This is a genomic window from Candidatus Eremiobacteraceae bacterium (assembly GCA_036511855.1).
GTDB lineage: Bacteria > Vulcanimicrobiota > Vulcanimicrobiia > Eremiobacterales > Eremiobacteraceae > JABCYQ01.
The window spans coordinates 1-24,568 of the sequence record DATCBN010000011.1 but is presented as its reverse complement, the minus strand read 5'-3'; the positions used below and the strand labels follow the sequence as shown (position 1 = coordinate 24,568).

Genomic DNA, 24,568 nt, shown 5'->3' with positions numbered 1-24,568 from the left:
TAAAAATAGGGCAAGCGATGCTTGCCCTATTACAGAAATGGAATTGTTTTAAATTAGTCCTCGATGATTTCGATGATCCCGTCGCACGGAATGCCCAGTTGCGTGAGCGAGACTTGGAAAAAGCGCCGCGTGAGCTCGTGCGAGGCCGAACGCATGCGCTCGTACGAGGCGTCTTTAGTGGGCGCGATGATGTTGCCATCGGCGACGCCTTCGAAATAATCCCGCACTGCTTCCACCGCGGATGTGACCGGCCGCTGGTCCGGCGTCCATTCGCGATCGTCGGAAGGCAGGCGCAATGCCGGCGGCGGCGTGCAGCCGAAGCACGTAAACGAGTATTCCAGCCGGGCAAGATTGTAGCTATCCGCTGCGTCGTTGAATGTCTTCACCAGGTATTGCATGTGCTATCCTCCGCGGGGTAGGTCGCTCGCCATTCCGCTCTCTTTGTAGTATCGGCTCCGAACGTAGCGCCCGACCTATCACTGCGGGCGCCGAGATGGGAAAGTGATAACCCGCACCGTCGCCTCCGCATCGCGGTCACAGGGGAGTGAGACGAACGTCCTGCGTGAGCGTCGCATTCGGCACGATCACCGCATTCGTCTGCCATGGCGCGTAATGAGCGGCGCTCACTGAAACCTGAATCGTGCCTGCTATCACGCGGTCTACTTCGAAGTATCCATCCGCGGTCGACGCCGCGGTTCTCTGCGAACCATCTGCCTGCGTCACTTGAATAGCCGCGCCGCTCACCGGGCCGCTCGGACCGGTGACGACGCCCGTGAGCGTGCCTACCGGCACGGCGGCCGGCTGCGTTTGGCCGCCGTTGCAACCCGCAAGCGCGGAAGCCAGCAGTATGCAAATGAGCGTGCGCCGGATCATCATCTTCGTCTCCTCTGTAGAACACGCGTACTAGGGCAAACATCGCTTGCCCGGTTCTTTTCGACGCTCGTACTAGGGCAAGCATCGCTTGCCCAGTTCTTTTCGACGCTCGTACTAGGGCAAGCATCGCTTGCCCAAATGGGTGAGCGCTGCTCACCCTAGTACGGGCTGCTCACCCTAGTACGGAATGCTCACCCTACACCTACAACGCTACGGGGCAAGCAAAGCGTGCCCTCCTAGACGATAATATTGGAGCTAGGCCTTAGCGGCCCTCAGCGATAAGATTCCGCCATGGATGCTCATTTCGCCGTCACCGCGATCGTAACGGCATTCACGATTATCGACCCCTTCGGGATGGCGCCGCTGGCGCTGTCGATGACGGCGACGATGCCGTCCGCCACGCGGGCGCGCGTCCTCAATCGCGCCGTCATCGTCGCGGGTTGCATCATCGTGTTCATGGCGGCTGTCGGCGGAAGGCTGCTTGGCTACCTCGGCATCACGTTGCCCGCATTTTCAATCGCCGGCGGCATCCTGCTCCTGCTCGTCGCCATCGACATGCTGTTCGCGCGCCCCCCCGCGGCCAAGAAGTCGCCGGACGACGAACGCGACGCCGACCACGATAATGTCGCCGTCTTTCCGCTCGCGATTCCGATGATCTCCGGACCCGGGACGATCGCGACGGTGCTCCTCCTCGTGTCGCTCGCCGGCGCCGACAAGGTCAAGCTCGCGACGGTCTACGGCGCATTTGCCCTTGCGCTGTTCGTCACGTGGGTGAGCATGCGCGGCGCCGAGAAGCTTCTCCAATTGGTAGGGCGGACCGGAATCCAGGTGGTGAGTCGAGTGCTCGGCATCATCCTCTCGGCCTTAGCGGTTCAATTCATCCTCAACGGTCTGGCCAAGAGCCCTCTCTTCCATTTAGTACAGCCGTAGTAGGGAACCCATGCTAGTCGCAATCCAAATACACTACCTGATCGCCCTCATCGTGTTCGCCGCGCTCATCGTCGGTTTGTTCACGCAATTCGGGCGGCGCGTCGCATTGTGGTCGCTCGGCGCGCAATTGCTCGCAGGCCTCGCGCTCGTTTTCATGGGCTTACGGCCGAACTTTTGGCATCCGGTGCTCTGGCTCGCAACTGCCCTCTTGACGCAAGCGGCGATCGTCACCGGCAAGCTTGGCAAACCGAACTCGTCGACGGTTTTCCTCATCGTGCTCGCACTGTGCTGCGCGGCGGGCGCCTTTTATGTCGGATTGATGTCGCACCGCTAGTTCAGCCAAAAACCCCGCGGGTCGCAATCGCGAATGATGCGCAACTCCTCTTGGCTCGGCGGCGGCGTCGAATCGCAGCCCGCCTCCACCCGCAGCGCCCAACCCGTCTTTGCGCGCACGTCGGCCACGCTGACGCCGGGGTGAGCGGACGCCAAATACGCTTCACCGGATTGTCCGTCGAACCGCAGCACCGCCATCGTCGTGATCACGGCCGACGGTCCCCCGCGCGGCAAGCCCTCGCGGATGCGCCAGTCCCCGCCCGTGCCGTTTCCCGGTGACGTCACATAGGAGACGCGCTCGGGGAGCCGGCGCAGATCGTGATCGACGATCACCACGAAGCGTTTCGCCAGCGACGCGATGTCGCCGGCACCGCCGCTGCCGGGCAGTTTCACCGCCGGCCGCGCCGGATCGCCGACGTACGAGGTGTTGAGGTTGCCGAATCTGTCGACCTCCGCGCCGCCGAGAAAACCGAGATCGACGTCGCCGCGCTGCAAAAGACCCATGACGGTGTTCATGCCGCAGCACATGCGCGCGCCCTCGATGTTGGGAGGATCGCCCATCGTATAGAGCAATTCGGCGGACGGCGTTTCTCTGATGACTCCGTTTTCGAAAAGACCGACGGCGTCCGGCGCGTGCGTCCGTTTTGCGAGGGCGAACGCGAGCAGCGGCAGACGCATGCCGACGAAGACGACTTCACCATCGCGGATCTCGCGGGCGGCCGCGGCGATCATCAACTCAGCCGGCTTATATCCGGAAGTCATGACGCGCTATAGTTGACGGGCGCGGCCGGGTGCTGACCGTGCACGCGCAGGCGCGCGACTCGATCGGCGCCCAGCTTGTCGAGATATCGCGATCGGTCCGCAACGCCGTCGATCCAGCCGGCGCGCCACTGCGCGAAACCATCCGCCGTTTTCGTGGCCGCGTGGTACTCGAGAAAAAACTCGTGGTCGCGTCCCCATCGGCCTTGCACGGGCGAAGGGTGGGCGCCGCCCGGCTCGCAGACCACCGCGGTGATCTTGTGCGGCGGCGCGAGCACGCGATTGGGGTCGCTCTCGATGACATCGTGCGAAACGATCTCCTCGGCCACCACGATGACGCGCTTAGCCGCCAGCGCTCCGTCCGCCATCACGCCAAGGTTGCCCCACGCATGGGCGCCGCCGAACTCGTCCGCGCGCTGTACGTGGACTATCGTCACGTCCGGCTCTATCGCGGTCACGAACAAGAGGCGCTCATCCGACAGCGGCGACGACCCCACGCGCAGATCGGGATTTGTCGTGGGCAGGTCGGAACCCAGGAGAGTCTTGGTGGGCAGGAACGGCGCGCCGAGCGAACCCGCGAGCAGTGCGAGCGCCATCGTGAAATTCGAATGATCCCGGATTTCAATGCCGCGCGGCTCGCCGCGTTCCGCCGCTCTGCGATAGCAGTGGCCGAGTCCGGCGCTGACGTTGCCCGCCCACGCGGCGTCGACCCGCGCGACACAGCCGGCGCCGATGAGCTGATCGAAGAGAATATCGGAGATCGGGCCGATAAGGGTGAGGTCGCGCCTGTTTTGGCGGACCATTTCGTGGCCCGCCGCGAACGGAATGAGCGCTTCGAGACCGAGTCCGAGAGCAACCGAAGAGCCGTCGGTTATGAATTGACCGACGGCTTCGGACATCGACATAAGTTTGGACTGCATGATCGGCGCGAGCGGCAATCCTACGGGCTTATTCGTTCGTGAATTTGGCCATCCGCTTCTCGACGTATGCGTTCAGGCCTTCCTTCGCATCCTTGCTTTGGAACAGCAACTGCTGTAGCTCGCGCTCGATCGCTAACGCTTCGGAGAACGGCACTTCTGCGCCCGATTGCACGGACCGCTTGATGTTGCCGACCGCCTTCGCCGCCTTGTTAGGCGTGCAGAACTGCTTGGCGTACGTGAATATCTGGTTCATGAAGGCGGGGCCGTCGCCTTCGAACACGTCGTTGACAATGCCGAGCTCTTGCGCCTCTTCGAACGAAAACGTGCGGCCGGTGACCATCAGTTCGATCGCTTTCGACTTGCCGACGATGCGCGTGAGCCGCTGCGTGCCGCCGGTGCCCGGCAACACTCCGAGCGCGACTTCGGGAAGTCCGATCTTGCCCGCGTTGCTGCGCGCGATGCGGATGTCGCAGGCCATGGCGATCTCCAGACCGCCGCCGACGGTGTGCCCGTTGAGCGCGGCGATGATCAGCTTCGGGGTCTGCTCGAACCGTATCAACGTCTCGTTGGCGTGCAGACAGAAGAAATATTTGAAATTCGGATCGACGGTCTGCAACATGCCGATGTTCGCGCCGGCGCAGAAGAACTTCTCGCCCGCTCCGGTCAGCACGACTACTTCGACGTTTTTGTCGAAGCGCGCCTTGAGAATGGCGTCGTCGATCTGGCGCATCATCTCGTGCGTGTACGTGTTCGCGGGAGGATCGACGAGCGTGATCACGGCGACGTGATCGCCCTCGAGCCGGTACTCGACAAGGGTTTTGTTTTCGACTGCGATTGCCATTGGTTCTCCTCAGCTCGGCAGGCTGGGCAAGCGTTGCTTGCCCTAATACTAATTTGAGATATTGATTAAGCAGCCTTCGGCGCCACCCAGTCGTCGCGCTTGCAATATTCCAGGACGAGTTTCTCGTCCTCATCGGTGGGCAGCACGTCGCGCAAATACTCCTCGTACTGATCGCTGTCGATCATGCGGCCGTCCACCGAGTAATGCTTGCCGGCGAACTCGCCGATGGTCCGGTTGAAGCGGATGTCGGGTGTGTACAGCTTTTCGTCCCCGGGGATGATGAGGTTTATCTGGTCGACGATCTTCTTGCATTCGTCGTAGTACAGCTCGCGTGCGTAGACGTTGAGCCGCTCTTTGTCCGCCGGTCCCATCTCTTTGTCTTCGAGGGGCCTGCCCTTGATTCCCCAGATGTAAGCCCATACCGCGCTCGACGAGTGGTCGTTGCCGAATAGATCGAGCGAACCCGAGAGCCATTTGTTGTGATACTTCTGCTGCAGCTTCACCGGAATGACGCCCGCCTTGGCCACCCGCTTGAGACCCGTCACACCGGTGCCGAGATGGAACGACTCCTCGCGCAACATCGGGCCCATGCTGCGCGATAGCGGCGCGAAGCCCGAATGCGACAGCATCTGCAACTGGTATTTGCCGTCACGGTCCATATAGTTCTGATAGGCGTAGAGGTCGAGCCAATGCTTCACGGTGTTGTTGAACGCGTTCAGGAGGCGCGTGCCCTTGTCCGCGCGACGCATCAACATCTTCTCGGCTTCAATTCGGCCGTCGTTGCCGAAATTGTTCACGAGCAGGTGGCACATCTGATAGCCGTGCCGCGTCTCTTCGATGAAGACGCGGCAGATCGAATACATGTCGTATTCAGAAGGCGCGTTGCCGAGCAAGAGTTTTTGCTGCTCGTTGGACGCGAATTCGGTGTCCCCTTGATAGATGATCATGTTCAAGACGGCATCGCGCATGCGCTGGTCGGGAATCTCGAGGACCTTCTCCCACTTGCGATTGCCGGCGAAATCGCCGAATTCGATCTCGTCGAACTTCAAGTCGCCGTATTTGGCTTCGAGCTGATAGCCGCCGAGGACGCGCTGGAATATCTCGGGATCGACGTCGATCCCCTTTTGCCATTCCCGCATGACCTCGATCCAATCGTCAAATGTCTTGATGCGCGCCATCGCTTGAGGCCTCCGCCAGAGTGTGTTATAATTTGCACGGTCGTGCAGATTTCGACGCACGTAATTGTAGCAGGTTTTGGAGCATGACGCAAGGCGACGTGCGCCCCGCGGCGTTCCCTAGCATAGAACCGTTGCGTCCGCGGTCCATGCTTTTTACCTTGTACGGCGACTACGCCTACCCGCGCGGTCAGGCGATCGGACTCCAGAGCCTCGTCACCTTCGGCGCCCGGCTGGGCATTGGAGAGACTGCCGTGCGGTCTGCGGTGGCGCGGCTTTCGCGGCAAGATTGGCTCGAAGCGCGCAAAGCAGGCAACCGCTCCGCGTACGGACTGTCCGAGGCGGGCCGGCGTCTCATCGATGAAGGGACCCGCCGCATCTACCAACCACGTTCTCGGACATGGGATGCGCGCTGGTGTCTCTTGACCTACTCGATACCGGAGGCTCGACGCGCGGCGCGCGACCGGATCAGGCGCCAATTGGCTTGGCTCGGCTTCGGTTCTCTCGGCGGAGGCACGTATGTCAGCCCTCGCAAGGTCGAAAGCCAAGCTCGTGCGCTCATCAGCGCGCACGGCGCAGACCGATTTGCGCGCATCTTCTCGGCGCACTTGTCCGGCGCGGGCGCCGATGCGGACCTCGTTCGTCAGTGCTGGAATCTTGCCGCCATCGGCAAGCGTTACGACGCGTTCGTGGCCCACTACGACCCCATGCGCCGCCGCGATGTGCGGCGCGCGCGCGCGGGCTCGCTTTCCGACGCCGACGCGTTCACGGCCCGCTTCGCGCTCACGCACGACTTTCGGCGCTTTCCGTTCATCGATCCCGATCTGCCTCGCGAGCTGCTGCCGGCGGCGTGGTCCGGCTTTCGCGCGCGCGCGCTCTTCGATGATTACCACGGGATGTTGACCGACGGTGCGCTGCGATTCTTCGATGGAGTGAGCATTGGCATCTGAATCGGTCGCCCAGATCGCGCACGACGTGTGGCGCATCACGCTGCCGTTGCCATTTCGGCTCCGCGCCGTCCATCTGTATCTGGTGCGCGGCGAAGGCGGGTATTCGCTGATCGATGCCGGTCTCGACACGCAGGCGGCTCGCGATGTGTTCGATGACGCGCTTCGTGCGCTCGGTGTCCGACAATCGTCGATCGTCCGGCTCTACGTGACGCACATGCACCCAGATCATATCGGCATGGCCGGACGCCATGCCGCTTCCGGCGCTCGAGCGTTTATCGTTCGCGATGAAGAGCGCCGGGCACGCTACATTTGGGGTTCTGCGCCGCTCGACGATTGGGTCGCATTTCTGCGACTCCATGGGATGGCTGCGGGCGCGGCGAGCGGCGCCATGCGTGCGGCCGCCGACCTGCGCGCCTGCGTGACTTTGCCGGAACGGTTCGAACACGTCGCCGATGGAGATGTCGTGCAGGTCGGCGACAGGTCATGCCGCGTGGTGTGGACGCCCGGGCACAGCGATCATCACTACGTCTTGGTGGACGACGCCGGTGAGACGATCTTCGCGGGCGACCACTTGCTGCCGTCGATCACCCCTAATATCGGTCTCTATCCGGAATGCCGGCCCGATCCGCTCGGCGACTATCTATCGTCGCTCGAGCGCTTCACGCGGGAATCGGGCTACTCCGTGCTGCCCGCGCACGGAGACGTGTATCGCGACCTTCCGAAGCGCATCGTCGAATTGCGCGCGCACCACGACGACCGCTTGGGGGGCGTACGCGGGTGCGTAGCCGACGGCGAGCTTGCGGGCGTGACGGCGGCCGACATCGTGGCCAAGTTTTGGGGCGACAAGCTTTCGGCGCACGAAGTCCGCTTTGCGCTTGTCGAAGTCGCTGCGCATCTCGAATACCTGCGGCTTCGGGGCGAGGTGGCAGTAACGCCGACGGACGGCGTGAGCCGTTACCGATCGGGGTAGTCGTAGACGCCGCGACCAGCCTTGCGGCCGAGGCGGCCGGCCTTGACGTATTTGACGAGCAACGGGCATGGACGGAATTTCTCACCGAGCGACGCATGGAGGTACTCGAGTATCTTCAGGCGCGTGTCGAGACCGACGAGATCTCCCATTTCGAACGGACCCATCGGATGGTTGAGGCCGAGCTTCATGGCTTTGTCGATGTCGCGCGCCGATGCGACGCCTTCCATCAACATGTAGAAAGCTTCGTTGCCGATCATCGCGTTGATGCGGCTGGTCGCAAAACCCGGCGCCTCATTCACCAGCACCGTTTCCTTCTTGCACGCCGTGGCCGCTTCGAGTGCGGCCTCGTACGCGAAGTCGGAGGTCTCAAGGCCGCGCACGATTTCAATCAGCTTCATGATGTGCGCGGGATTGAAATAGTGCATGCCGATCACGCGCGACGGCTGCTTCACCGCGGTGGCGATCTCGGTGATGGATAGCGCCGAGGTGTTGGTGGCGAACACCGCGCTCGGCGAACAGACCAGTTCGAGTTCGCGCAGGACCGCGTGTTTTATCTGCATCACCTCGGGCACGGCTTCGATGACGAGTTCGGCAGGTGCGGCGGCCGTCAGCGATGTGGATGAGGTGATGCGGGCGCGAATTGCAGCGGACTCATGCGCGGTGAGCTTGCCGCGTTCGACACCAGCCGCGAGATTCTGGTCGATGCGAATCAGACCCGCAGCGACGGCCTCGGCGGACGCGTCGATCAACACGACGTTGAAACCGCCTGCGGCCAGGCTATGGGCGATCCCATTGCCCATCACTCCCGCGCCGAGCACGGCGCAGGTCTTGATCATGACGCCGGATCCTCGCGCTTGGTCCGGCCGCCTGCGCTTTGCAGCCAATCGATGCCGCTCGCGTACTGCGCGACTTGCCGAACGGCGAACGCGAATCGTTCCCAGACGGCGTCGCGCCGGATATTGACGCACCCGCGTCCGACATCCTCGATATAGGCCAGCGCGGCGCGCACCTGGACGTTGGCCTGCGGCCAGGAATCGCGAAAGCCTTCGTCGAGCGGAAGATATGCGCCGAGACGAGCGATGATGGGAGCGGACATCGCATCGGGATTGGCCATGCCCAGCTCAAGGCGAGCGAGGACGTATTCGGCGATCGCCCTGTTGAGGCTAGTGAGGAGCAGTCGCAGCCGGACTCGCATCGAAGGCACCGCGCCTTTCATCAGGATGTGCGGCGGATGAACGCGAACGTCTCCTGCGCACGCCGCCCGCCACCTTCGAGTGAGAGTCCCATGCATCATGCCTCCTCGTCCCCGAACTTCGCGTCGATCCGGCGCGCCGGCGCAAGCGACGCCGTCGCCGTCGTTCGCATTGCGGTGGATGCATACTCGACCACGGCGTGGCTCGCGCGCATGCCGCCATTGACCGTCGGCGACGTCAAGAAGTTTCTTCTGCGCTCCGACAATGGCGCGTTTGTGGCCACCGTCGACGGCGACGATTGCGGTACGGTTTCGTTCGCACTCGACGGCCGGGTTATGCAGCTCTTCCGGCTTGGCGTGCTCGAAAAATTCCGGCGGCGCGGCGTCGGCGCACAACTGGTCGCGGCGGTGGAGAACTTCGCTCGAGCGCACGGCGGTTCGGTCGTCTATCTTCAGACGCATCGCGAATTAGGATTGGTGCCGTATTACGAGCGGATGGGTTACGCAGTCGACGACGAGCAGCCGGATCCCGCGGTCGGCAACGCGCTGATGCGCGTCGACATGCTTAAAGTCTTGTAAATTCATTTTAGTAGTAGGGTGAGCAACGCTCACCCCGTCTTTTGTAGTAGGGTGAGCATCGCTCACCCAGCATCGCTTGCCCCGTCTTTTGTAGTAGGGTGAGCGACGCTCACCCATTTTTGGGCAAGCGATGCTTGCCCTAGTACGGTTGCCCTAGTACGGTTGCCCTAATACACCAATTCGACTGCTACGGCGTGAGGAACAGCGTGTCGCGCGTGGCTGCGGTGACGGCGGCGTCGGAGAACGGCGTGGGTCGATAGCGGTTCTCGACCCAGTCCTGCAGTTGATCGCCGTAGTGCGCATCGCTCCAGTTCCCCGACTCGCCTAACGTCAACACCATGGACGAATGATCCCAGTCGGCGCTGTCGGCGAGAAGCCGCATCGACGGCCCGAAATCAGGTTTGGCTTGAAAGACGGTATACGGATCTCCCGGCTGCGGAACCGGTTTGAAATTGAGCAAGATGTCGAGCGGCTTGACGCCGAGCGGATGATCGAAGATGGCGGCGTCCTGCGTGCCCCACGCCGGCAGCGCGTCGAGCCCGGCGCTCGCGCCCACATTCAGCGATTTCGCGACGTTTGCCGCCGCGATCGGAATCGCCGCCACCACCGTCGCCTGGGTCACACCGATCGAAGCCATCGATTTGTCGCCGTCAAGGGCGCGCTCGAGCGCCGCGACCGGATGGAATTGCGCGAGAAACGGCTTGTATTCCGCGCCGAGACGACGTTCAAACATCATCCTTGCGAGCTCCTCACGTTCGGCCGTGAGAAACGTCGGCACGCGCGATTCGATCGTGGCGCGGCCGTCCCAGGACGATAGCTGCGCGGCGACGCGCCTCAAAGTCAGATCCGGTGAGCCGCTCAACGCCTGCGCCGTAAGCCGCGCGAGAAGCTCGTCGGGGTGATCGTAGTTGTCCGACTGAAGCGCGCCTGCAGCCTCCGGCGTCCATTTGGGCCGTAGAGCAAGGAGCGCATAGATCCGATCCACACGATAGGGCGGCGCGTACAAACCTGTCGACAGGGCCGGTCTGTAACTGGGAGTTGTGAGTTCGTTGTTGGCTGTGGCGAGCACGCCGGCGGGCGGATCGAGCGCATGCGGCATGAGTGCGAACGGCACATCGCCGCGCCACGACTGCCGAGGGTCGGTGCCGTCGGCTGGCAGCCAGCCGTCGAATCCGGCGCGCTCCGGCAGCCTTCCAGCATCTTGATAGCCGACGTGGCCATCGATGTCCGCATAACCGAAATTGAGATTGGGACCGACGAGCTGCGAAAGCGCGGCGCGAAATTCCGTCCAGTTCGAAGCCAGATCGAGGCTGCGAAGCGCGGTCGCGTGGTCCGGGTCGCGCAACGCAGTCCACGCGAGCGCGTAACCCACCCGCCCGACGCGTTTCACAAGCGGTCCTTGACTGGTGACGAGCACGTCGATCACTTCATCCGGATGGCCTTTCACCGGAACGCGCTCGACCCGGTGATCGGCCTTGCGCCACGAACGCCCGACGAGGTATTCGTCGGACTTGGCGTCTGCAAAGTGTTCCACAAAAAGATCTTGCGCATAACCGTATGCGCTCGTGACGCCGAATGCGATGCGCTCGTTGTGTCCGAGCGTGACGCCGGGCACGCCCGGAATCGTGAAGCCTTCGACGTCGAACCCCGCACCTTTGAGCTGCACGATCCACCACGTGCTCGGCACGGAATGCGACAGGTGCGTGTCGTTGGAGAGCACGGGCTTGCCCGTCGTCGTGCGGCGCCCGGAGATGGCCCAGTTGTTTGACCCGGAATCTTGGACGTGATCCGCACCGGAAATGTCGGCGCCGAGCGGCGCGCCGATCCATCCGAGGAGGGCGGTGCGGTCGACACCGCCGTCCAGTTTTTTGTCTTCGCCGCCGTAGCCGGGAATGTAGTGCTCGAGCGACGGCACAGAGTCGTTGGTAAGCGATCGCATCGACGCAACACCGATGCGCTTGGCGAGCGCTTCGCGCAGCGCCGTCGTCTTCCACTCGTCGTCCAGACGCTGCTCCATGAGCTTGACGATCGAGAGGCTGTCGACAATGGTCCACACCGGCGGGGGGTACGCGAGCAGGCGAAATTCAAGCGGCGGCGATTGGCTTTGCGCGTATGCGTTGACCCCATCGGCGTATGCGCCCCAGTCGGCGAGTTCTCTCGGACCGAGAGCCGCCGCGTCGCGTTGCGCCGCCTCAGTGAGGCCGAGCGTCGCGTAGTAGCGGTCCAGCGGAAGGGCTTCGGGCCCGACGACCTCCGAGAGCCGCGCTTGCGCTTCGCGGCGCAAGAGATCCATTTCCCACAGCCGATCCTGCGCGCAGGCGTAGCCGTTGCCGAAGAACAGATCGGCCTCCGTTCCGGCTGACACGTGCGCGATGCCGCGCTCGTCGCGGCGGATCGTGACCGGTCCTTTCAAGCTTTGGATCACCACGTGGCCGTCGATCTTCGGCAACGCCGATCTCACCCACCAGACCGCGACCAGCACGACCGCGAGCACCGCGATGCAAACCACGCCCGCGACGATCTTCAGGCCCAACCGAAATCCACGCGAAAGTCTGCCGCGCCTCATTTCAGCGACACGTCCGTCCGTGCGAAAATACCAAAGCGGACTTGGGCTTCAATGCGGCCACGCCGATGTTCGTCCAAACACCTTTCAAGTATAACATGCAATTGCAGGACACCCGCACATCACGCTCGCAGCGAGGCCATTGGTCCGCGGCCCGCGCCGGCACCTGCAGCCGCTCGCGTCATATGTCATGATCCACGTAGTAGCCGCCGCGAAGGCGCTGCACGATGCCGATCGCGACGCGCGCGCCGTCGCCGGCCGAGATGGACGCCTGGCTCGGCAAACCGGTGATGCGGCCGACGGCATAACAATCGGGGACCGCGGTAAGTCCGCCGGAATCCACCGTGACGAATTTGCTGCCGAATCCGCCCAGCTCGAGTCCGAGTGCGGTCGCGATATCTGTACGCTTGTTCGACGCGAGCACTAAATAGCTGCACGTGACACGCTCGCCTGCGACGTCGATCGAAAAACCGTCGGCTTCGCGTGTCGCTGCGTGAACGCGATCCGCGCGCACTTCGACGCCGAACCGTTGCACTTGACGGCGTCCGAGTTCGAGGAGCTCTGCGCCGCCAATGCCGTCGGGAAATCCGAGATAGTTGTTCACCGTCGCCACGCGCCGCAAACTGGATTCGCCAGAGTCCAAGAGCACCGTCCGCACGCCTGCTCTACCCAAGAACAACGCCGCCGAAAGGCCTGCGACTCCGCCCCCGACGACCGCGATGTCAAAATCGTTCAATTTTCAGCCGGCCCCACAGGTAGGACGAGAAGCGCGCACCGAATATTGTCCGGCGATGAGCGCCAGACCGCCGCCTGTTTTGGTTATCATTGTCGTCGCTTTCGCGGCGACGCTGTACGCTCCCGCGTTTGGAAGCGATTCAACCCCCGCGCCGCTTCCGGCGTCGAGCCCGGTCGCCCCGAGTCCGGTGCCATCGTCATCCGCATCGGTATCTCCGCTCGCGCCACTGAGCTTGACCGCGACTCCGGATCCATCGTCCACGGGTGCCTACCCCCGAGTGCTCGGCCATATCATCGCAAGCGCGGCTTGCATTCGCTTTGTGGACCACTACAACGTCGCCGCAGCCGTCATCACCGCAAACGACACGCGCATCGTCACCGTCGACACCACGCTCGACGACATCGCCGACGATTATTACCGCCGCGACGGCGCGCTGCGCGCCTACGAAGACCGGCTGAAGCTCATCGACAACGTGGCGCAGATGCAAAAATCCATTCCGGTCGAGCAGTCCGCGGTGAACGACATGCTCGCGCAAGCCAAAGAGACGAAAAATCCCGCGCGTCAGGAAGCGTTGCAAGAGAGCGCATCGCAGCTTCAAAAATCGGTCGACCGGCAGCGCGCGCTCGCCTACGATCTCGCGAACGTCGTCCACGTCTTGATGGACAAGCATGGCTCCGAAGATACGATGGCCTCGAGGATCCAAGCCGTGCTGCTGCCCGGCGAGAACTTCAGTCTGCATCCTGGAGACGATCCGATACCACAGCCGGGCGACGGCGGATTGCTCGACCGCAGCGCTCCGCCGAAGAACCAGACCACCGCGCAAGACGTCATGCAATACAGCCGCCAGAAGTCGATCATCGGCACCGCGGAGACCAGAGCGGCGAGCGCGGCGACCCGCGTGGTCACGACGTGCGTCCAAGAATCCGACGGTACGCCGGCCGGCCAAGCGCAGCCGGCCCCAACTCCCACTCCTTAGAAAAGACGCGGCGCCGTCGTATCCGGCGGCACTTCTTCTCCAAGCCGGGCCGCTAGACTCCGGACCGTCGCAGGCGAGTGGCCCTCATAGTGGTTGTTCGCGTAGCCGTAGACATCGCGCACCGCGCCGCGGAGCCGGCGGATGAGGCGTTCCCACACATCGATCGACCGCGTGCGGTCGATTTGCACGTGATCGTACTTCGTGACCTGACGGTCGCCGAGCCAGCGCAAGTACGCGAACGGCGCGGGCGGATCTCGCGTCAATTCGTCGGCTATGCGGGAAGCTAGGCCGAGCGTGGAGTGCGAGCCTTCCGTGACCGCGAGCGTGAACGCGCGGCGGCGCGCGAGGCGGAAGAGATCGTCGTCGTACCAGCGTTCGTCGCGCAGTTCCAGCGCGATCGCGCAGTCTTCCGGCATCTGCGTTTCCATGAACGCGAATAGGGCGTTCCTATTTTCCGGGCTGGGATCGAAATCGGGCGGGCACTGCACGAGGATGGCCCCGAGCTTTGGGCCGAGCAGTCTCGCGCGGTCGACGAACTCCGCGAACGGTCCTTCGGCGTCGCGCAACCGGCGCACGTGCGTGATCTCGGACGGCGTCTTGAGCCCGAACCGGAATCCGTCTGGCGAACGCCGCCGCCAGCCCTCGAACGTCCGCGCTGCGGGCGTGCCGTAGTACGTCGAGTCCACTTCGACGGTCCGGAGTGCACGGCCGTATTCGGTGAGCATGTCCTTGACTTGCGTGCCGGGCGGGTAGAAGTTGCCGACCCAATCGGCGTATTGCCAGCCTTGGGTTCCAAACCAAATGCGCGCATCCACCTCGCCGGGATTTGCCGCGCGACGTTGGAATTGCTCCTGCGGTGCCTGCATCTTCACTTCGCACGATCGATCCCACGCGCTTGTCGCGGCTGCGCCGCGTGATCCGTCGCTGGTTTGCCGAGAACGCACGCGATCTGCCTTGGCGGCGGTCGCGCGATCCGTATCGCGTGCTTGTGTCCGAGTTCATGCTTCAGCAGACGCAAGTGGATCGCGTCATCCCCAAATACGTCGCGTTTCTCGCGCGCTTTCCTGACCTCCGGACACTTTCGCGCGCGCCGCTGGCCGACGTGCTCCGGTCGTGGTCCGGCCTAGGCTACAATTCGCGCGCCAAACGATTGTGGGATTGCGCCCGTGCGATTGCGGCGCAGCACGCTTGCTGTGTGCCAGCCGATCCTTCCGTCTTGTGCACGCTGCCCGGTGTCGGCCGCTACACCGCCTGCGCGATCGCATCGTTCGCGTTCGGCGCGAGAGAGCCGGTCGTCGATGTGAACGTGCGGCGCGTGTTGTCGAGAACGCTGCTCGGGTGCGACGGAACCGACGGGGTCACGGCGTGGTCGCTCGCCGCATCGGCGCTGCCGCGCCGCGATCCTGGCGCATGGAGCGAGGCGCTGATGGACCTGGGCTCGCGCTTCTGCCGGGGCGTGCCGAAATGCGGCGCGTGTCCTGCGCGCCGCGCGTGCGCGTTTGCGGCGCGCAACGCCGACCTCGACCGCGGCGGAGACGATCGTAGCACACCCGGCGCAGCGCCCGACCTGCGTCGATCGCGGCAGCGTGAGAAGTTCGCCGGCTCGCGGCGCTACTATCGCGGACGAGTCGTTCGCGCTTTGGCAAGCTCGCCTTCGTTGAGCTTCCTCGCGCTCGGCGAGCAGGTAAAGGACGGCTTTGCGACAAGCGACCTGCCGTGGTTGCGCGAGCTGCTGTCGGATCTCGAACGCGACGGATTGATCGCGCTGAACGAGCGCGGCAGCCGAGCAGCGCTGCCGTAAGACGAAATGCCATCCTCGACATTTTGCGGAAGACGTATGCGAATGCGCGCACGGCGCTTCGATACAACTCGGATTTCCAGCTGCTCGTCGCGGTGATCTTGTCCGCGCAATGCACGGACGCGAGAGTCAACATGGTGACGCCCGGTCTGTTCCGCCTTCACCCCGATGCGGCATCGATGGCCGCGCTTGAACCTGACGCGCTGGAACCGCTCATCAAGACCTGCGGGCTCTTCAAATCCAAAGCGAAGAACATCGTCGCCACCAGCCGGCTTCTCGTGGCCCGGCACGGCGGTCGCGTGCCGCAGACGATGGAAGAGCTGATCGAGTTGCCCGGCGTCGGCCGGAAGACCGCCAACGTGGTTCTTTCGGTGGCCTTTGACAAAGCCGCGATCGCGGTCGACACGCACGTCTTTCGCGTCGCGAATCGCCTAGGGTTGACCAAAGCGAAAAATCCCGCGCAAACCGAACTTCAATTGATGAAAGTGATCCCCGAATCGGAATGGTCGGACGCGCACCATTGGCTCATCCATCACGGGCGCGAGATCTGCCATGCTCGAAATCCCGAATGCGCCCGCTGTCCTCTGCGCGAGTTGTGCCCGAGCGCCAAGAAGTTCCTGAAGCGCAAGCGGACCGCGCAAGCCCCGGCATCGCCGCGGCCGCCGCGTTGAAGCGCGCCGTTTTATCCCCGCGCAGCACGACGCACGGCGTGCCCATCTTCTCAAGCTCGTCGACGAAGCGCGCGTTCATCCACTCGCGGATTTCGCGGCCGTCGCGCGTGCTGTCGTCTTCGAATGGAACATCGGTGCCCGTCAAGAGATAAAGATCGATCTGGTTGGGGAGCTCACCCCACGCGCCGGGCGCGGGCGGCGCACCGAGGTAGCGCTCGTACCAGATGCGGGTCGCGAATTGATCGGTGTCGCAGATCAGCACTCGATCCGCGTTGCGCGCCGCCTCATCCTCACGCCGCGACTGCTCGCGCGCGATGTGCGCGAACTTAAAAGCGCGCCACGGCAACCGGATGTCTCGCGCAAGCTTCGACTCGGTATATTCGCGGCCATACTCGGCCACCCACGTCGTATCGAACGCGTTCGCAAGCTCGCGGCACAACGTCGTCTTTCCGGTCGACTCGGCGCCGACCACGCAGACTCGCCTCACGTAGTGGGCCCACACGCATGGCGCCAGAAACCGGAGATTTGCGAGCGGATCGGCACGGGTCGTCGTGGCAGATATGCGCACGCCCGATCGCGCGACGTCGACCTGCACGTGCTCGCAACCCGCGAATCGCGCGAAATCGTCGCCGTAGTCCTCGGACGTGAAGATGACGCCGGGAGCGCCGCCGAGCAGCGCCGTGGCATAACGGGCCCAATGCTCGGACGTGTCGCACTCGGGCGGGAGATCGTCGATGCGACGAACGGTGACGTCGGGATGCATCTCGCGCAGCCATTTCACGCGCAATTCGCCGGGAATCGTTTGGCCGGCCATGTCGCACACGAAGACGGTGAGCTCGTCGCATTGACCGCGCGCGGCGTCGATGAGCACGCTGTGCCCGAGATGCGGCGGCATGAACTTGCCCACGATCAGCCCCCTACGCATGTGCGGGCTGGAGCTCTGCTTCGTGCGCCGTCATCGACCTGCGCCATTGCGACACGCCCGCGACGCACATCGCGAGATAGATCGCGTACAGTACGGCGGTGTGTCCGAGGTGCTTGAACGCGAAGAGACCGACCGAGATCACATCGACCGCGATCCAAACAAACCAGTTCTCCAAGTACTTTCTCGTGAGCATGTACTGCGCGACGAGGCTCATAGAAGTGATGAGCGCATCCAGGAACGGCGCCGCATCTCTGATGGTCGCGAGATACACCGACGCGCCCCACGTCGCGGCGGCGCACGCCGCGCAAAGCGCGATCCACTGGGGCCACGGCGTGCGCGATACCTGCTCCTGGGTTCTCGCTTCGCCGCCGAACAGCCACATGTACCAGCCATAGAAACCAAGCACCGCGAACGCCAACTGGAGCGACATGTCGGCGAAGAGCCTCGCCTGCAAAAAGACGACGACGTAGAAGACGCTATTCGCGATGCCGATCGGCCAGTTCCAGATGTTCTCGCGTACGGCGAGCCAGACGCAGGCACCGCCCGCGACGAAGCCGAGGACTTCGATGGGAGCGGACGAGATCAGGCGGAGCCACGACGCATAGAGAAGCGCGGCCGACACGGCGGCGCCGGCGATCCAACCGGCGCGCTCGAGCCCGCTCATGCGCGGAAAAAACTTGGATGCAACAAGAAGCGGCGGGCCACGCCGCGCAGCGCCGTGCCGCGGTCGATGGTGCCGATGCCGTACCCTATCGCGCGGCTTGCTTGGCCGGGATTCTCGCGCGCGCGCCGCACGACGACGTCGAACAACCACGCGCTCTTCGCTAGATTCTTGAGCACGCGACCGGCGCCGAGATACCCGCCGACCGTGCTGCGCCACTCGCGTTCGTGTGGCTGGAGCGCCTGCCTCGAAACGTCGCCGGCGCGCAGTCCCGCCGCCGCCGCGCGCGCGGCGCTGATGCCGGAGACGAGTGCGGTATAGATGCCTTCGCCGGTCAGCGGATCCACAAGCGACGCCGCGTCTCCGGTCAGCAATGCGCCGTCGAACACCGTGCGGCGGCGAGCGCTCGCGACCGGCAGCGGCCATCCCGCCGCGCGTCCGATGGGCTTCGCAGCCAAGAAGCGGTCGGCCATGCCGGGCGCGCTGCGGACGAATTCATCGAGGATGTCGCGCAGTTTGCGCTTGTCGCGGCGCAGTTCGCCAAAATAAATCCCGACGCCGACGTTGGCGGTGCGCTCTCCGGTCGGGAACACCCACCCGTAGCCGGGCAGCAGCCGTCCGTCGAAGTAGTGGAGCTCCATGTCGTCGCGCAGGCCTTCGACGTCATCGTAGTAGCCGCGCAGCGCATAGCCTATGTGGCGCGGCCCATTTTCCTTGAGTCCAAGAGCTTTGGCGACGATCGAGTGCGCGCCATCGGCGCCGATCACGACGCGGGTCCTTATTTGCCGAACCCGGAGCCCGTCTGAAACTTCGACGCCGGCGATTGCACCTCGTTCGCGCAGCAATCCGGTCACCGTCACGTCTTCGCGCAATACGGCGCCCGCCTTGACCGCGGTCCGTGCCGCGTGCTCATCGAGCACCACGCGCGGAACGATCCACGATTCCAAGCGCTCGCCGTGCGATCCGCGCGGTGGTTCGGCCGAGAACCAGCCGCCGCCCGGACCGGAGATCAATCCGCCGTATGTCTTTCGCGCGCGTCCGCCAAAGGCGTCGAACGTCACACCCATCTCGCGCAGAATATCCACGGCGTGCGGGGCGACGCCGTCTCCGCACGTCTTGTCTCTTGGAAACCGGCCGCGCTCAAGCAGCAGCACGTCGGCTCCCAAGCGCGCGAGCGTATGTGCGGCTGCCGCACCCGCCGGGCCGGCGCCGACGACGACGACGTCAGCCGCCATCGCGTATAGCGCGGATCTCCGCGACGACCGCATCGACTTCTTCGAGCGTGTTGTAGAAATGCGCGCCGATCCGGATGCCGGCGCCCGGCCTGAAATCGACGATGAACTTCCGCTTGATCAATTCCGCACACGCTGCTTGCGCGCCAGGAAAATCGACACTGACGTGGCCGCCGCGCTGCGCTGGGTCGTGCGGCGAATTCACGGTGAGGCCAGCTTCGAGCGCCCGCTCGACCGCGCGCGCCGTGAGCTCCATGCTCCGGACGCGAATCGCATCCACGCCGATCTCGGCGATCATCGAGTAGCCGGTGAGCGCCGCATAGAGCGCTGCCGGGTTTGGCGTTCCGCCCGCATACCGCCAGATGTCGTCGGCGAGGTCGATGTCGAACGAGAAATCGAACGGGCGCTTCTGGCCGAACCAACCCAAAGAAGTGGGCACGAGCGATTTCACCAGATCCGGCCGCACGTAGAGGTACGCGGCGCCTGGGCCGCCGCACAGCCACTTCACGCCGCCGCCGACGACGGCGTCAACATTCCACGCAACGGCATCGACGGGAACGGTGCCCGCCGACTGATACGTGTCCAAGATGACCAGCGCGCCGACACGGTGCGCCTTCTCCACGATGGCCCGCACGTCTTGGATATACGAAGACTTGAAGATGACGTGCGAGATCGGCACGGCCAGCGTGCGCTCGTCGATAGCGTCGCACATCGCTTGCGTGTCGATCGTCACGCCGTCACCGCTCTTGACGATCTCGACGTCCGCTCCTCGCGCGCGCTGCGCCCACCAGTTGTAGTGGACCGTCGGAAAGTTCAATTCGCTGTAGACCACCTTGTTGCGGCGGCCCGAAAAATCCAAACACGAGATGAGGATGGACTCGGCGATCGAGACGTTTTGGAGCATCGTGATGCTGCCGGGCGGCGCGTTGATGATCTTCCCGACGACGTCACCGACCGATGTGACGAGCGGCAGCCATTTTTCCCAAGCGACCACGCCTTCGCCCGCCCAATCGTCGGCAAACTCTGAGAGGCGCGCGCGCGTACCGGCGGGCATCGCGCCAAGCGAATTTGAGACGAGATACGTGCAAGAGGAAAGGATGGGGAATTCTGATCGAAGCGCGAGCAGCGGGTCAACAGCGGCTTTCATGCTGCTTTGAATTCGCTTCGCGTGTGGCGCTCGACCTTGGCGCCGTCAGATCAATCGAAGCGCGGCTCGACCCCTGATCCGCCGATCTTCTTCGCCTGGAAGAGCGCGGCGTCCGCAGCGCGCAGCAGCATGTTCACCTGCGACCCCGCTTCGGGAAATGACGCGCAACCCATCGAGACGGTGACCGGCGATTCCGATACCTGCGACGGCCAATCCGCTTCTGCGATGGCAGCGGTGAGCCGGTCCGCCAACATCAGCGCATCGCCGAGCTGCGTCTCCGGAAGCACGAGGATGAATTCGTCACCGCCGTAGCGTGCTACCACGTCGGAGCCGCGCACGCTCGCCGCCAAACAGTTGCCGGTCTTCTTGAGAACTTCGTCGCCGATGCTGCGGCCCTGCTGCTCGTTCACGAGCTGAAGGCCGTCGACGTCGGCCATGATGATCGAAAACGGCCGCTTGCGGCGGCGGGCTTCGCTCAGGCGCTTCTTCAAAAAGTCTTGGGTGAACCGGTAGTTGTAGAGTCCCGTCAGCGGATCGGTGATGGCCATCTGCGACGCTTCGTCGAGCAGCCGGGCATTGTTCATGGAGAACGCAAGCTCGTCTGCGACCGCGTGAAAAAGATTCTGCTCTTCGAAGCTCACCGACCGGCCGTCGAAGCCGACCACTTGGATGGCACCGACGATGGTGTCGCCGATGAGGAGCGGCTTGCTGATGGCCATCGAGAGCGCGAAGATATCGCGATCGGCGAATGCCGGGAACTCGATGCGGCGCGCATCGGCTTGACCGAGCACGATGGTCTGCCGGACCAGGACGCTGCTGCAGACCGGGCCCTCTTCTCCCGTGGCAGTTGCGGGCACAGATATCGATTTGGCGGCTTCCGCTGTGAAGCCACGCTCCGCCACCGAAAGCAGTTGACTCGCAGGAGCATCGAACAGGTAGACGCGTCCGGCTTCAAGTGCCAGCACCTCGAGGATCTTATCGAGCCCTTTTTGCGCGATCGCCGTGACGCCGACTTCGCGGCCGAACGTCCGCGCCACATCGCGCATCACGCCCAGCGCATGGTTTTGCCGCAACAAATTCTCTACGCGGTTGCGAACCGCCGCCCCGTCGCGCCCGTAGGCGACCAGGCCGACCCCTTCACCGCCCGCGTCGCCGGCCGTCACCGGCGCGACGAAAAGTTCGACGGGTTGTCCGCCTCGATTGCGGGCGGCTAGCTCCAGCGCGCGCGCGCGTTCGCCGCGCGAAAGTCTGGAAATGACCTCGCGAACCTCGTCGCGCCGGTCGGGCGGCACCGCCGGCGATTCGACGAACGCAGTTCCTACGACGTCGGCCGACAACATGGCGAACGTCCGCTCGGCGCCTTCGTTCCATCTGGTGATGTTGCCCCGTTCATCGATTTCGATGACGGCGTCGGATGTCAGGCGTAGAACGTTGTCGAGCAACGCGCCGGACTGGCGGGCCCGCTCGTAACGCCGCGCGGCGAGCACGGCTTCAGCGCCCTGAAATCCAAGCCGGAGCAGTACGTCATCGTCGCCCGGCTCGCTTTCGGCGGGAATGCCGAAGAAGAGCGAGACCGCGCCCACGGTCTTGCTCCCCGACACGAGCGGAAACGACACGACTTCCGAAAAGCCGTGCATGAGCGCCTGACGCTCCCATCCATGACGGAGCCACGCGGGATCGTTGACGACATCGGTGCTTCGGACGACGCGCTGTTCGCGCGCCGCCCAGACGGAAGGGTAGGTCGTGAACGCCGGATCGTTGGTGCCGAACGACGCGCTGCCGAGCTCGCCGGGCTCCTTCCATCCGCCGACGGCGGAGAGCACCTCGCGTTCGAGCGCATACGTGATGGCGAATGCCGCGCCGGCGAATTCTCCCGCTATCTGCGCGATGCTTCGCGCGACTTCGCGAAGATCGAGACTGCGCGAAATGCGCGGTGAGTCGGGGCGGCGGCGTTCGGCGCGGGCTGCCGACAACTCGCGCCTGCGCGCGATTTCGGATCCGACTGCGCGCGCGAACCAAAGCAGCGCGTCGGTCTGGCGGGGATCGAAAGCTTTTGGATCGTCGCTGTACAGCGCGAGTGCGCCCAGCGCATCGGCTCCGGCCATCAGCGGAATCGCGGCGGCGCTATGCACCGATTCCCATCCCGCGAGCAGCCGAAGGAGTGCATCCGGGCTGCCGAAGGCGGGTTCGCGTTCCACGACCACCGACGAACCTTCGATGGCGCTGCGCACCATTGGGTCGGTTGTGAGTTCCGGCCAATCCGAGTCTACGGCATCTGCGGGAAGCTGCCGCTCGCCGGCGCAAGCGATGATCCGAAGGTTCCCGCCTGACGTCGGTTTGATGATCGTCGCGCACGTCACGTGAAATAAAGCGGCGACTCCCTCGACTGCGACGCGCAAGATGCCCGCCTCGTCGTTCGCTCGCGTTGCGACGTGGATCAGTTTCAATAGACCAGCCTCGACGTCTGCTAAAGCCTCGCCGTGGCCATCGCCATTTCCGGGTGTCGCCCGCATGTATATGTTCCGTCCGGCACAGCGGCCGTCGCAACATCATGCATTGACGGTTTTCCGAGCCGATTGTACGTTAACTTTAACGAAAAGGGACCTTAGCTTCGTGAGTCGCCTGACCTCTTAGCGTAGGCGCGTGCCGAAGTAGCGCAGGACGAACGGCCCAAAAATCGAGGTTGAGCGGGACGTGCCAAAGAACGCACGCCATATGGAAGCACTGAACGCGTCTGTGGCGTTCGCAGATCTGCTCGCGAAAAGCGATCGCGATGCCGGCGCGTTTCCGCTCGATCGCGCATGTCTGCTCGTGAGCGCGGCGATCGATCCTCAAACCGACATCGAGGCATGCGCGACCGTTCTCGACGAGCTTGCCGAGCGCGCGGCGGCCATCGCCTATCGATCCAGCGAACCCTATGCGCAGACCTCCGCGCTGATCGATTCGATCTTCTCGCTGGGCGGCTTTCACGGGAACGTCTTGGAATATGGCGCTTCGAACAACAGTCTACTCGCGCACGTGATCGCAGACCGCACGGGCATTCCGATCACGCTTTCGATCGTGCTCATGGAAACGGCGCGGCGGATCGGCCTTCGGCTGGAGGGCGTCGGACTGCCGGCACATTTCGTGGTCCGCTTTCCCGATCCCACAAGCCGGCTATTCATCGATCCGTTCCACGGCGGCGCGGTCATCGACGAGTCGGATTGCCGCGCGCTCGTCGAGCGGGTCTACGGCGGCAAGCTGACGTGGCGCGATGATTTTCTCGACAGCGTCGAACCGCGCGCGATCCTCAAGCGATTAGTCCTGAACCTGAAGAACGCGCTCTCGAACGAGAAGAATTACGTCGCGGCTCTGGCGGCGATCCAACTTCAGCTCGTCATCGATCCGGACGACCCCGCGGAGCTTCGCGATCGAGGAATCATTCTAGCGCGACTGCACAGATACGAAAGCGCGATCTCGGATCTGGAAGCGTACCTTGCGCGCATGCCGGATGCCGGAGACGGCGACCACATCCGCAACACTGTCCGCTACTTGCGACGCGCGACCTCTTACTGAAGCAGCAACCGCCCGTCACGGCTCACAGCCGCAGGTCCGCGAATCCGGACGGAAGCGGTACGGGCGAACGTCCAAATGGGTCGACCGGTAACTTCGGAGTCGCGTGCGGCTTGAGCGGCCTATGGTCTGGCTTGTGCTTCGGAGCCGCCGTCTCGCGCAGCAGGCGATCACCGCAGATAGTGCCCACGTAAGCGCCCTCGGCGCTGAAAACGCGCGAATCCCTGAGAAAACCGACATAAGCGCCGTTTGCCGCGAAGACATTCCAACGATCGACGAAAGCGACGAACTGGCCCTTAGAGCCGAATAGATGTTTCGAATTCACGAGAGCGGGGTTTTAGGCGACTTCGGACGCCGTCCCCCCTTCGTGATTGCGACAGAAGTGGTCGCAGGCATGGGCATCGAACCGGGGCGCATGACTGAATTCGATCGCCGCCGCAGGACCTTTGTCGACAAGATGGGTGACGCCGTCGCCGTTTTCCCGAGCTCTCCGGCCGCATACCGTTCAAACGATGGGGATTTCGACTTCCGGCAAGATTCGGATCTTTACTATCTCACGGGCTTTGAAGAACCGGAATCGGTTCTCGTGCTCGCGCCCGGACACAAGACGGAAAAGTCGATATTGTTCGTGCGCCCGCGCAATCGTGAGCGAGAGACGTGGGATGGCCGCCGGGCCGGCCCTGAAGGCGCCGTGCGCGACTTCCACGTGGACGCGGCCTATCCGATCGAAGAGCTCGGTAAACGGCTCGGAGAGTTTCTCGAAACGTCCGACACGCTGTATTATG

At 63.7% G+C, this 24,568-nt stretch carries 27 protein-coding genes and 1 pseudogene; 10 read left to right on the top strand and 18 right to left on the bottom strand.

All coding sequences use genetic code 11. The features are described 5' to 3' along the window. Nucleotides 1–53: 53 nt before the first annotated feature. Together VII69_01825 and VII69_01820 are read right to left on the bottom strand one after the other, a co-directional pair. Nucleotides 54–398: a hypothetical protein gene (locus tag VII69_01825; GenBank protein HEY5093834.1), complete on the bottom strand. Its 345-nt coding sequence runs from the start codon at nt 396–398 to the stop codon at nt 54–56. A gap of 136 nt (nt 399–534) precedes the next feature. After that, nucleotides 535–876, bottom strand: a complete 342-nt coding sequence (locus VII69_01820; GenBank protein HEY5093833.1) for a carboxypeptidase-like regulatory domain-containing protein — start codon at nt 874–876, stop codon at nt 535–537. A 288-nt stretch (nt 877–1,164) separates the two neighbouring features. Here VII69_01820 and VII69_01815 point away from each other — a divergent pair, with 288 nt between their 5' ends. Further along, the gene (locus tag VII69_01815) at nt 1,165–1,803 is read left to right on the top strand and encodes a MarC family protein (protein HEY5093832.1); all 639 of its coding nucleotides are present in this window, start codon (nt 1,165–1,167) and stop codon (nt 1,801–1,803) included. 10 nt (nt 1,804–1,813) lie between these two features. Then, nucleotides 1,814–2,137 (top strand): hypothetical protein, encoded by a 324-nt coding sequence (locus tag VII69_01810; GenBank protein ID HEY5093831.1) that lies wholly within the window; start codon nt 1,814–1,816, stop codon nt 2,135–2,137. Here the strand turns inward: VII69_01810 and VII69_01805 are convergent. From VII69_01805 to VII69_01790, 4 genes are all read right to left on the bottom strand, one after another. Then, nucleotides 2,134–2,898, bottom strand: a complete 765-nt coding sequence (locus tag VII69_01805) for a CoA-transferase (GenBank protein ID HEY5093830.1) — start codon at nt 2,896–2,898, stop codon at nt 2,134–2,136. The two genes, VII69_01810 and VII69_01805, sit on opposite strands and share 4 nt — an antisense overlap. Then, entirely contained in the window at nt 2,895–3,815 is a 921-nt protein-coding gene (locus tag VII69_01800) for a CoA-transferase (GenBank protein ID HEY5093829.1), read from the bottom strand. The genes VII69_01805 and VII69_01800 overlap by 4 nt, the downstream gene beginning before the upstream one ends. A gap of 28 nt (nt 3,816–3,843) precedes the next feature. Next, the gene (locus tag VII69_01795) at nt 3,844–4,656 is read right to left on the bottom strand and encodes an enoyl-CoA hydratase/isomerase family protein (protein HEY5093828.1); all 813 of its coding nucleotides are present in this window, start codon (nt 4,654–4,656) and stop codon (nt 3,844–3,846) included. 65 nt (nt 4,657–4,721) lie between these two features. Further along, complete coding sequence (locus VII69_01790; protein ID HEY5093827.1) at nt 4,722–5,834, bottom strand: Phenylacetic acid catabolic protein; 1,113 nt, start codon at nt 5,832–5,834, stop codon at nt 4,722–4,724. Nucleotides 5,835–5,980: 146 nt separating this feature from the next. On the opposite strand from VII69_01790, the gene VII69_01785 reads away from it, so the two are divergent. Both VII69_01785 and VII69_01780 read left to right on the top strand, forming a co-directional pair. Beyond that, a complete protein-coding gene (locus VII69_01785; GenBank protein HEY5093826.1) occupies nt 5,981–6,781 on the top strand; it encodes a PaaX family transcriptional regulator C-terminal domain-containing protein in 801 nt (266 codons plus the stop codon). After that, complete coding sequence (locus tag VII69_01780) at nt 6,771–7,751, top strand: MBL fold metallo-hydrolase (GenBank protein HEY5093825.1); 981 nt, start codon at nt 6,771–6,773, stop codon at nt 7,749–7,751. The genes VII69_01785 and VII69_01780 overlap by 11 nt, the downstream gene beginning before the upstream one ends. Here the strand turns inward: VII69_01780 and VII69_01775 are convergent. Beyond that, complete coding sequence (locus VII69_01775) at nt 7,736–8,587, bottom strand: 3-hydroxyacyl-CoA dehydrogenase NAD-binding domain-containing protein (GenBank protein HEY5093824.1); 852 nt, start codon at nt 8,585–8,587, stop codon at nt 7,736–7,738. The two genes, VII69_01780 and VII69_01775, sit on opposite strands and share 16 nt — an antisense overlap. Further along, a complete protein-coding gene (locus tag VII69_01770; protein HEY5093823.1) occupies nt 8,584–9,045 on the bottom strand; it encodes a hypothetical protein in 462 nt (153 codons plus the stop codon). The genes VII69_01775 and VII69_01770 overlap by 4 nt, the downstream gene beginning before the upstream one ends. Here VII69_01770 and VII69_01765 point away from each other — a divergent pair. Beyond that, the gene (locus VII69_01765; GenBank protein HEY5093822.1) at nt 9,037–9,522 is read left to right on the top strand and encodes a GNAT family N-acetyltransferase; all 486 of its coding nucleotides are present in this window, start codon (nt 9,037–9,039) and stop codon (nt 9,520–9,522) included. The two genes, VII69_01770 and VII69_01765, sit on opposite strands and share 9 nt — an antisense overlap. Nucleotides 9,523–9,709: 187 nt before the next feature. Here the strand turns inward: VII69_01765 and VII69_01760 are convergent, their stop codons facing one another. From VII69_01760 to VII69_01750, 3 genes are all read right to left on the bottom strand, one after another. Continuing rightward, nucleotides 9,710–12,088 carry a penicillin acylase family protein gene (locus VII69_01760; protein HEY5093821.1) on the bottom strand — a complete coding sequence of 793 codons (2,379 nt, stop codon included), beginning with the start codon at nt 12,086–12,088 and terminating at the stop codon, nt 9,710–9,712. A 178-nt stretch (nt 12,089–12,266) separates the two neighbouring features. After that, complete coding sequence (locus tag VII69_01755; GenBank protein HEY5093820.1) at nt 12,267–12,821, bottom strand: NAD(P)/FAD-dependent oxidoreductase; 555 nt, start codon at nt 12,819–12,821, stop codon at nt 12,267–12,269. Between the two features lie 3 nt (nt 12,822–12,824). Further along, a complete protein-coding gene (locus tag VII69_01750) occupies nt 12,825–13,082 on the bottom strand; it encodes a hypothetical protein (GenBank protein HEY5093819.1) in 258 nt (85 codons plus the stop codon). Nucleotides 13,083–13,098: 16 nt separating this feature from the next. Between VII69_01750 and VII69_01745 the strand changes: the two genes are divergently transcribed. After that, nucleotides 13,099–13,797, top strand: coding sequence for a hypothetical protein (locus VII69_01745; protein ID HEY5093818.1), 699 nt, complete (start codon nt 13,099–13,101; stop codon nt 13,795–13,797). Here the strand turns inward: VII69_01745 and VII69_01740 are convergent. After that, complete coding sequence (locus VII69_01740; GenBank protein HEY5093817.1) at nt 13,794–14,663, bottom strand: DUF72 domain-containing protein; 870 nt, start codon at nt 14,661–14,663, stop codon at nt 13,794–13,796. The genes VII69_01745 and VII69_01740 overlap by 4 nt on opposite strands. Between VII69_01740 and VII69_01735 the strand changes: the two genes are divergently transcribed. Together VII69_01735 and nth are read left to right on the top strand one after the other, a co-directional pair. Next, entirely contained in the window at nt 14,654–15,598 is a 945-nt protein-coding gene (locus VII69_01735; protein ID HEY5093816.1) for an A/G-specific adenine glycosylase, read from the top strand. The genes VII69_01740 and VII69_01735 overlap by 10 nt on opposite strands. Continuing rightward, nucleotides 15,514–16,107: pseudogene (gene nth, locus VII69_01730) on the top strand (endonuclease III). The gene VII69_01735 and the pseudogene nth overlap by 85 nt, the downstream one beginning before the upstream one ends. A 13-nt stretch (nt 16,108–16,120) precedes the next feature. Here the strand turns inward: nth and VII69_01725 are convergent. Genes VII69_01725 through VII69_01705 form a run of 5 tightly spaced genes read right to left on the bottom strand, consistent with a single transcriptional unit; the run spans nt 16,121 to nt 22,744 of the window. Beyond that, a complete protein-coding gene (locus VII69_01725; protein HEY5093815.1) occupies nt 16,121–17,191 on the bottom strand; it encodes an AAA family ATPase in 1,071 nt (356 codons plus the stop codon). Next, on the bottom strand, nt 17,184–17,855 hold the full coding sequence (gene pnuC / locus VII69_01720) for a nicotinamide riboside transporter PnuC (GenBank protein ID HEY5093814.1): 672 nt from the start codon (nt 17,853–17,855) through the stop codon (nt 17,184–17,186). The genes VII69_01725 and pnuC overlap by 8 nt, the downstream gene beginning before the upstream one ends. Further along, entirely contained in the window at nt 17,852–19,087 is a 1,236-nt protein-coding gene (locus VII69_01715) for a geranylgeranyl reductase family protein (protein ID HEY5093813.1), read from the bottom strand. Before VII69_01715 ends, pnuC begins: the two co-directional genes overlap by 4 nt. After that, the gene (locus VII69_01710) at nt 19,077–20,231 is read right to left on the bottom strand and encodes an aminotransferase class V-fold PLP-dependent enzyme (GenBank protein ID HEY5093812.1); all 1,155 of its coding nucleotides are present in this window, start codon (nt 20,229–20,231) and stop codon (nt 19,077–19,079) included. The genes VII69_01715 and VII69_01710 overlap by 11 nt, the downstream gene beginning before the upstream one ends. 50 nt (nt 20,232–20,281) lie before the next feature. After that, the gene (locus tag VII69_01705; protein HEY5093811.1) at nt 20,282–22,744 is read right to left on the bottom strand and encodes a diguanylate cyclase; all 2,463 of its coding nucleotides are present in this window, start codon (nt 22,742–22,744) and stop codon (nt 20,282–20,284) included. A gap of 202 nt (nt 22,745–22,946) precedes the next feature. On the opposite strand from VII69_01705, the gene VII69_01700 reads away from it, so the two are divergent. Then, complete coding sequence (locus tag VII69_01700) at nt 22,947–23,786, top strand: tetratricopeptide repeat protein (protein ID HEY5093810.1); 840 nt, start codon at nt 22,947–22,949, stop codon at nt 23,784–23,786. Nucleotides 23,787–23,808: 22 nt separating this feature from the next. On the opposite strand, the gene VII69_01695 is transcribed toward VII69_01700, so the two are convergent. Beyond that, a complete protein-coding gene (locus tag VII69_01695; GenBank protein ID HEY5093809.1) occupies nt 23,809–24,108 on the bottom strand; it encodes a hypothetical protein in 300 nt (99 codons plus the stop codon). Nucleotides 24,109–24,150: 42 nt separating this feature from the next. On the opposite strand from VII69_01695, the gene VII69_01690 reads away from it, so the two are divergent. Continuing rightward, the coding region (locus VII69_01690) for an aminopeptidase P N-terminal domain-containing protein (protein ID HEY5093808.1) at nt 24,151–24,568 on the top strand (418 nt) is incomplete at its 3' end.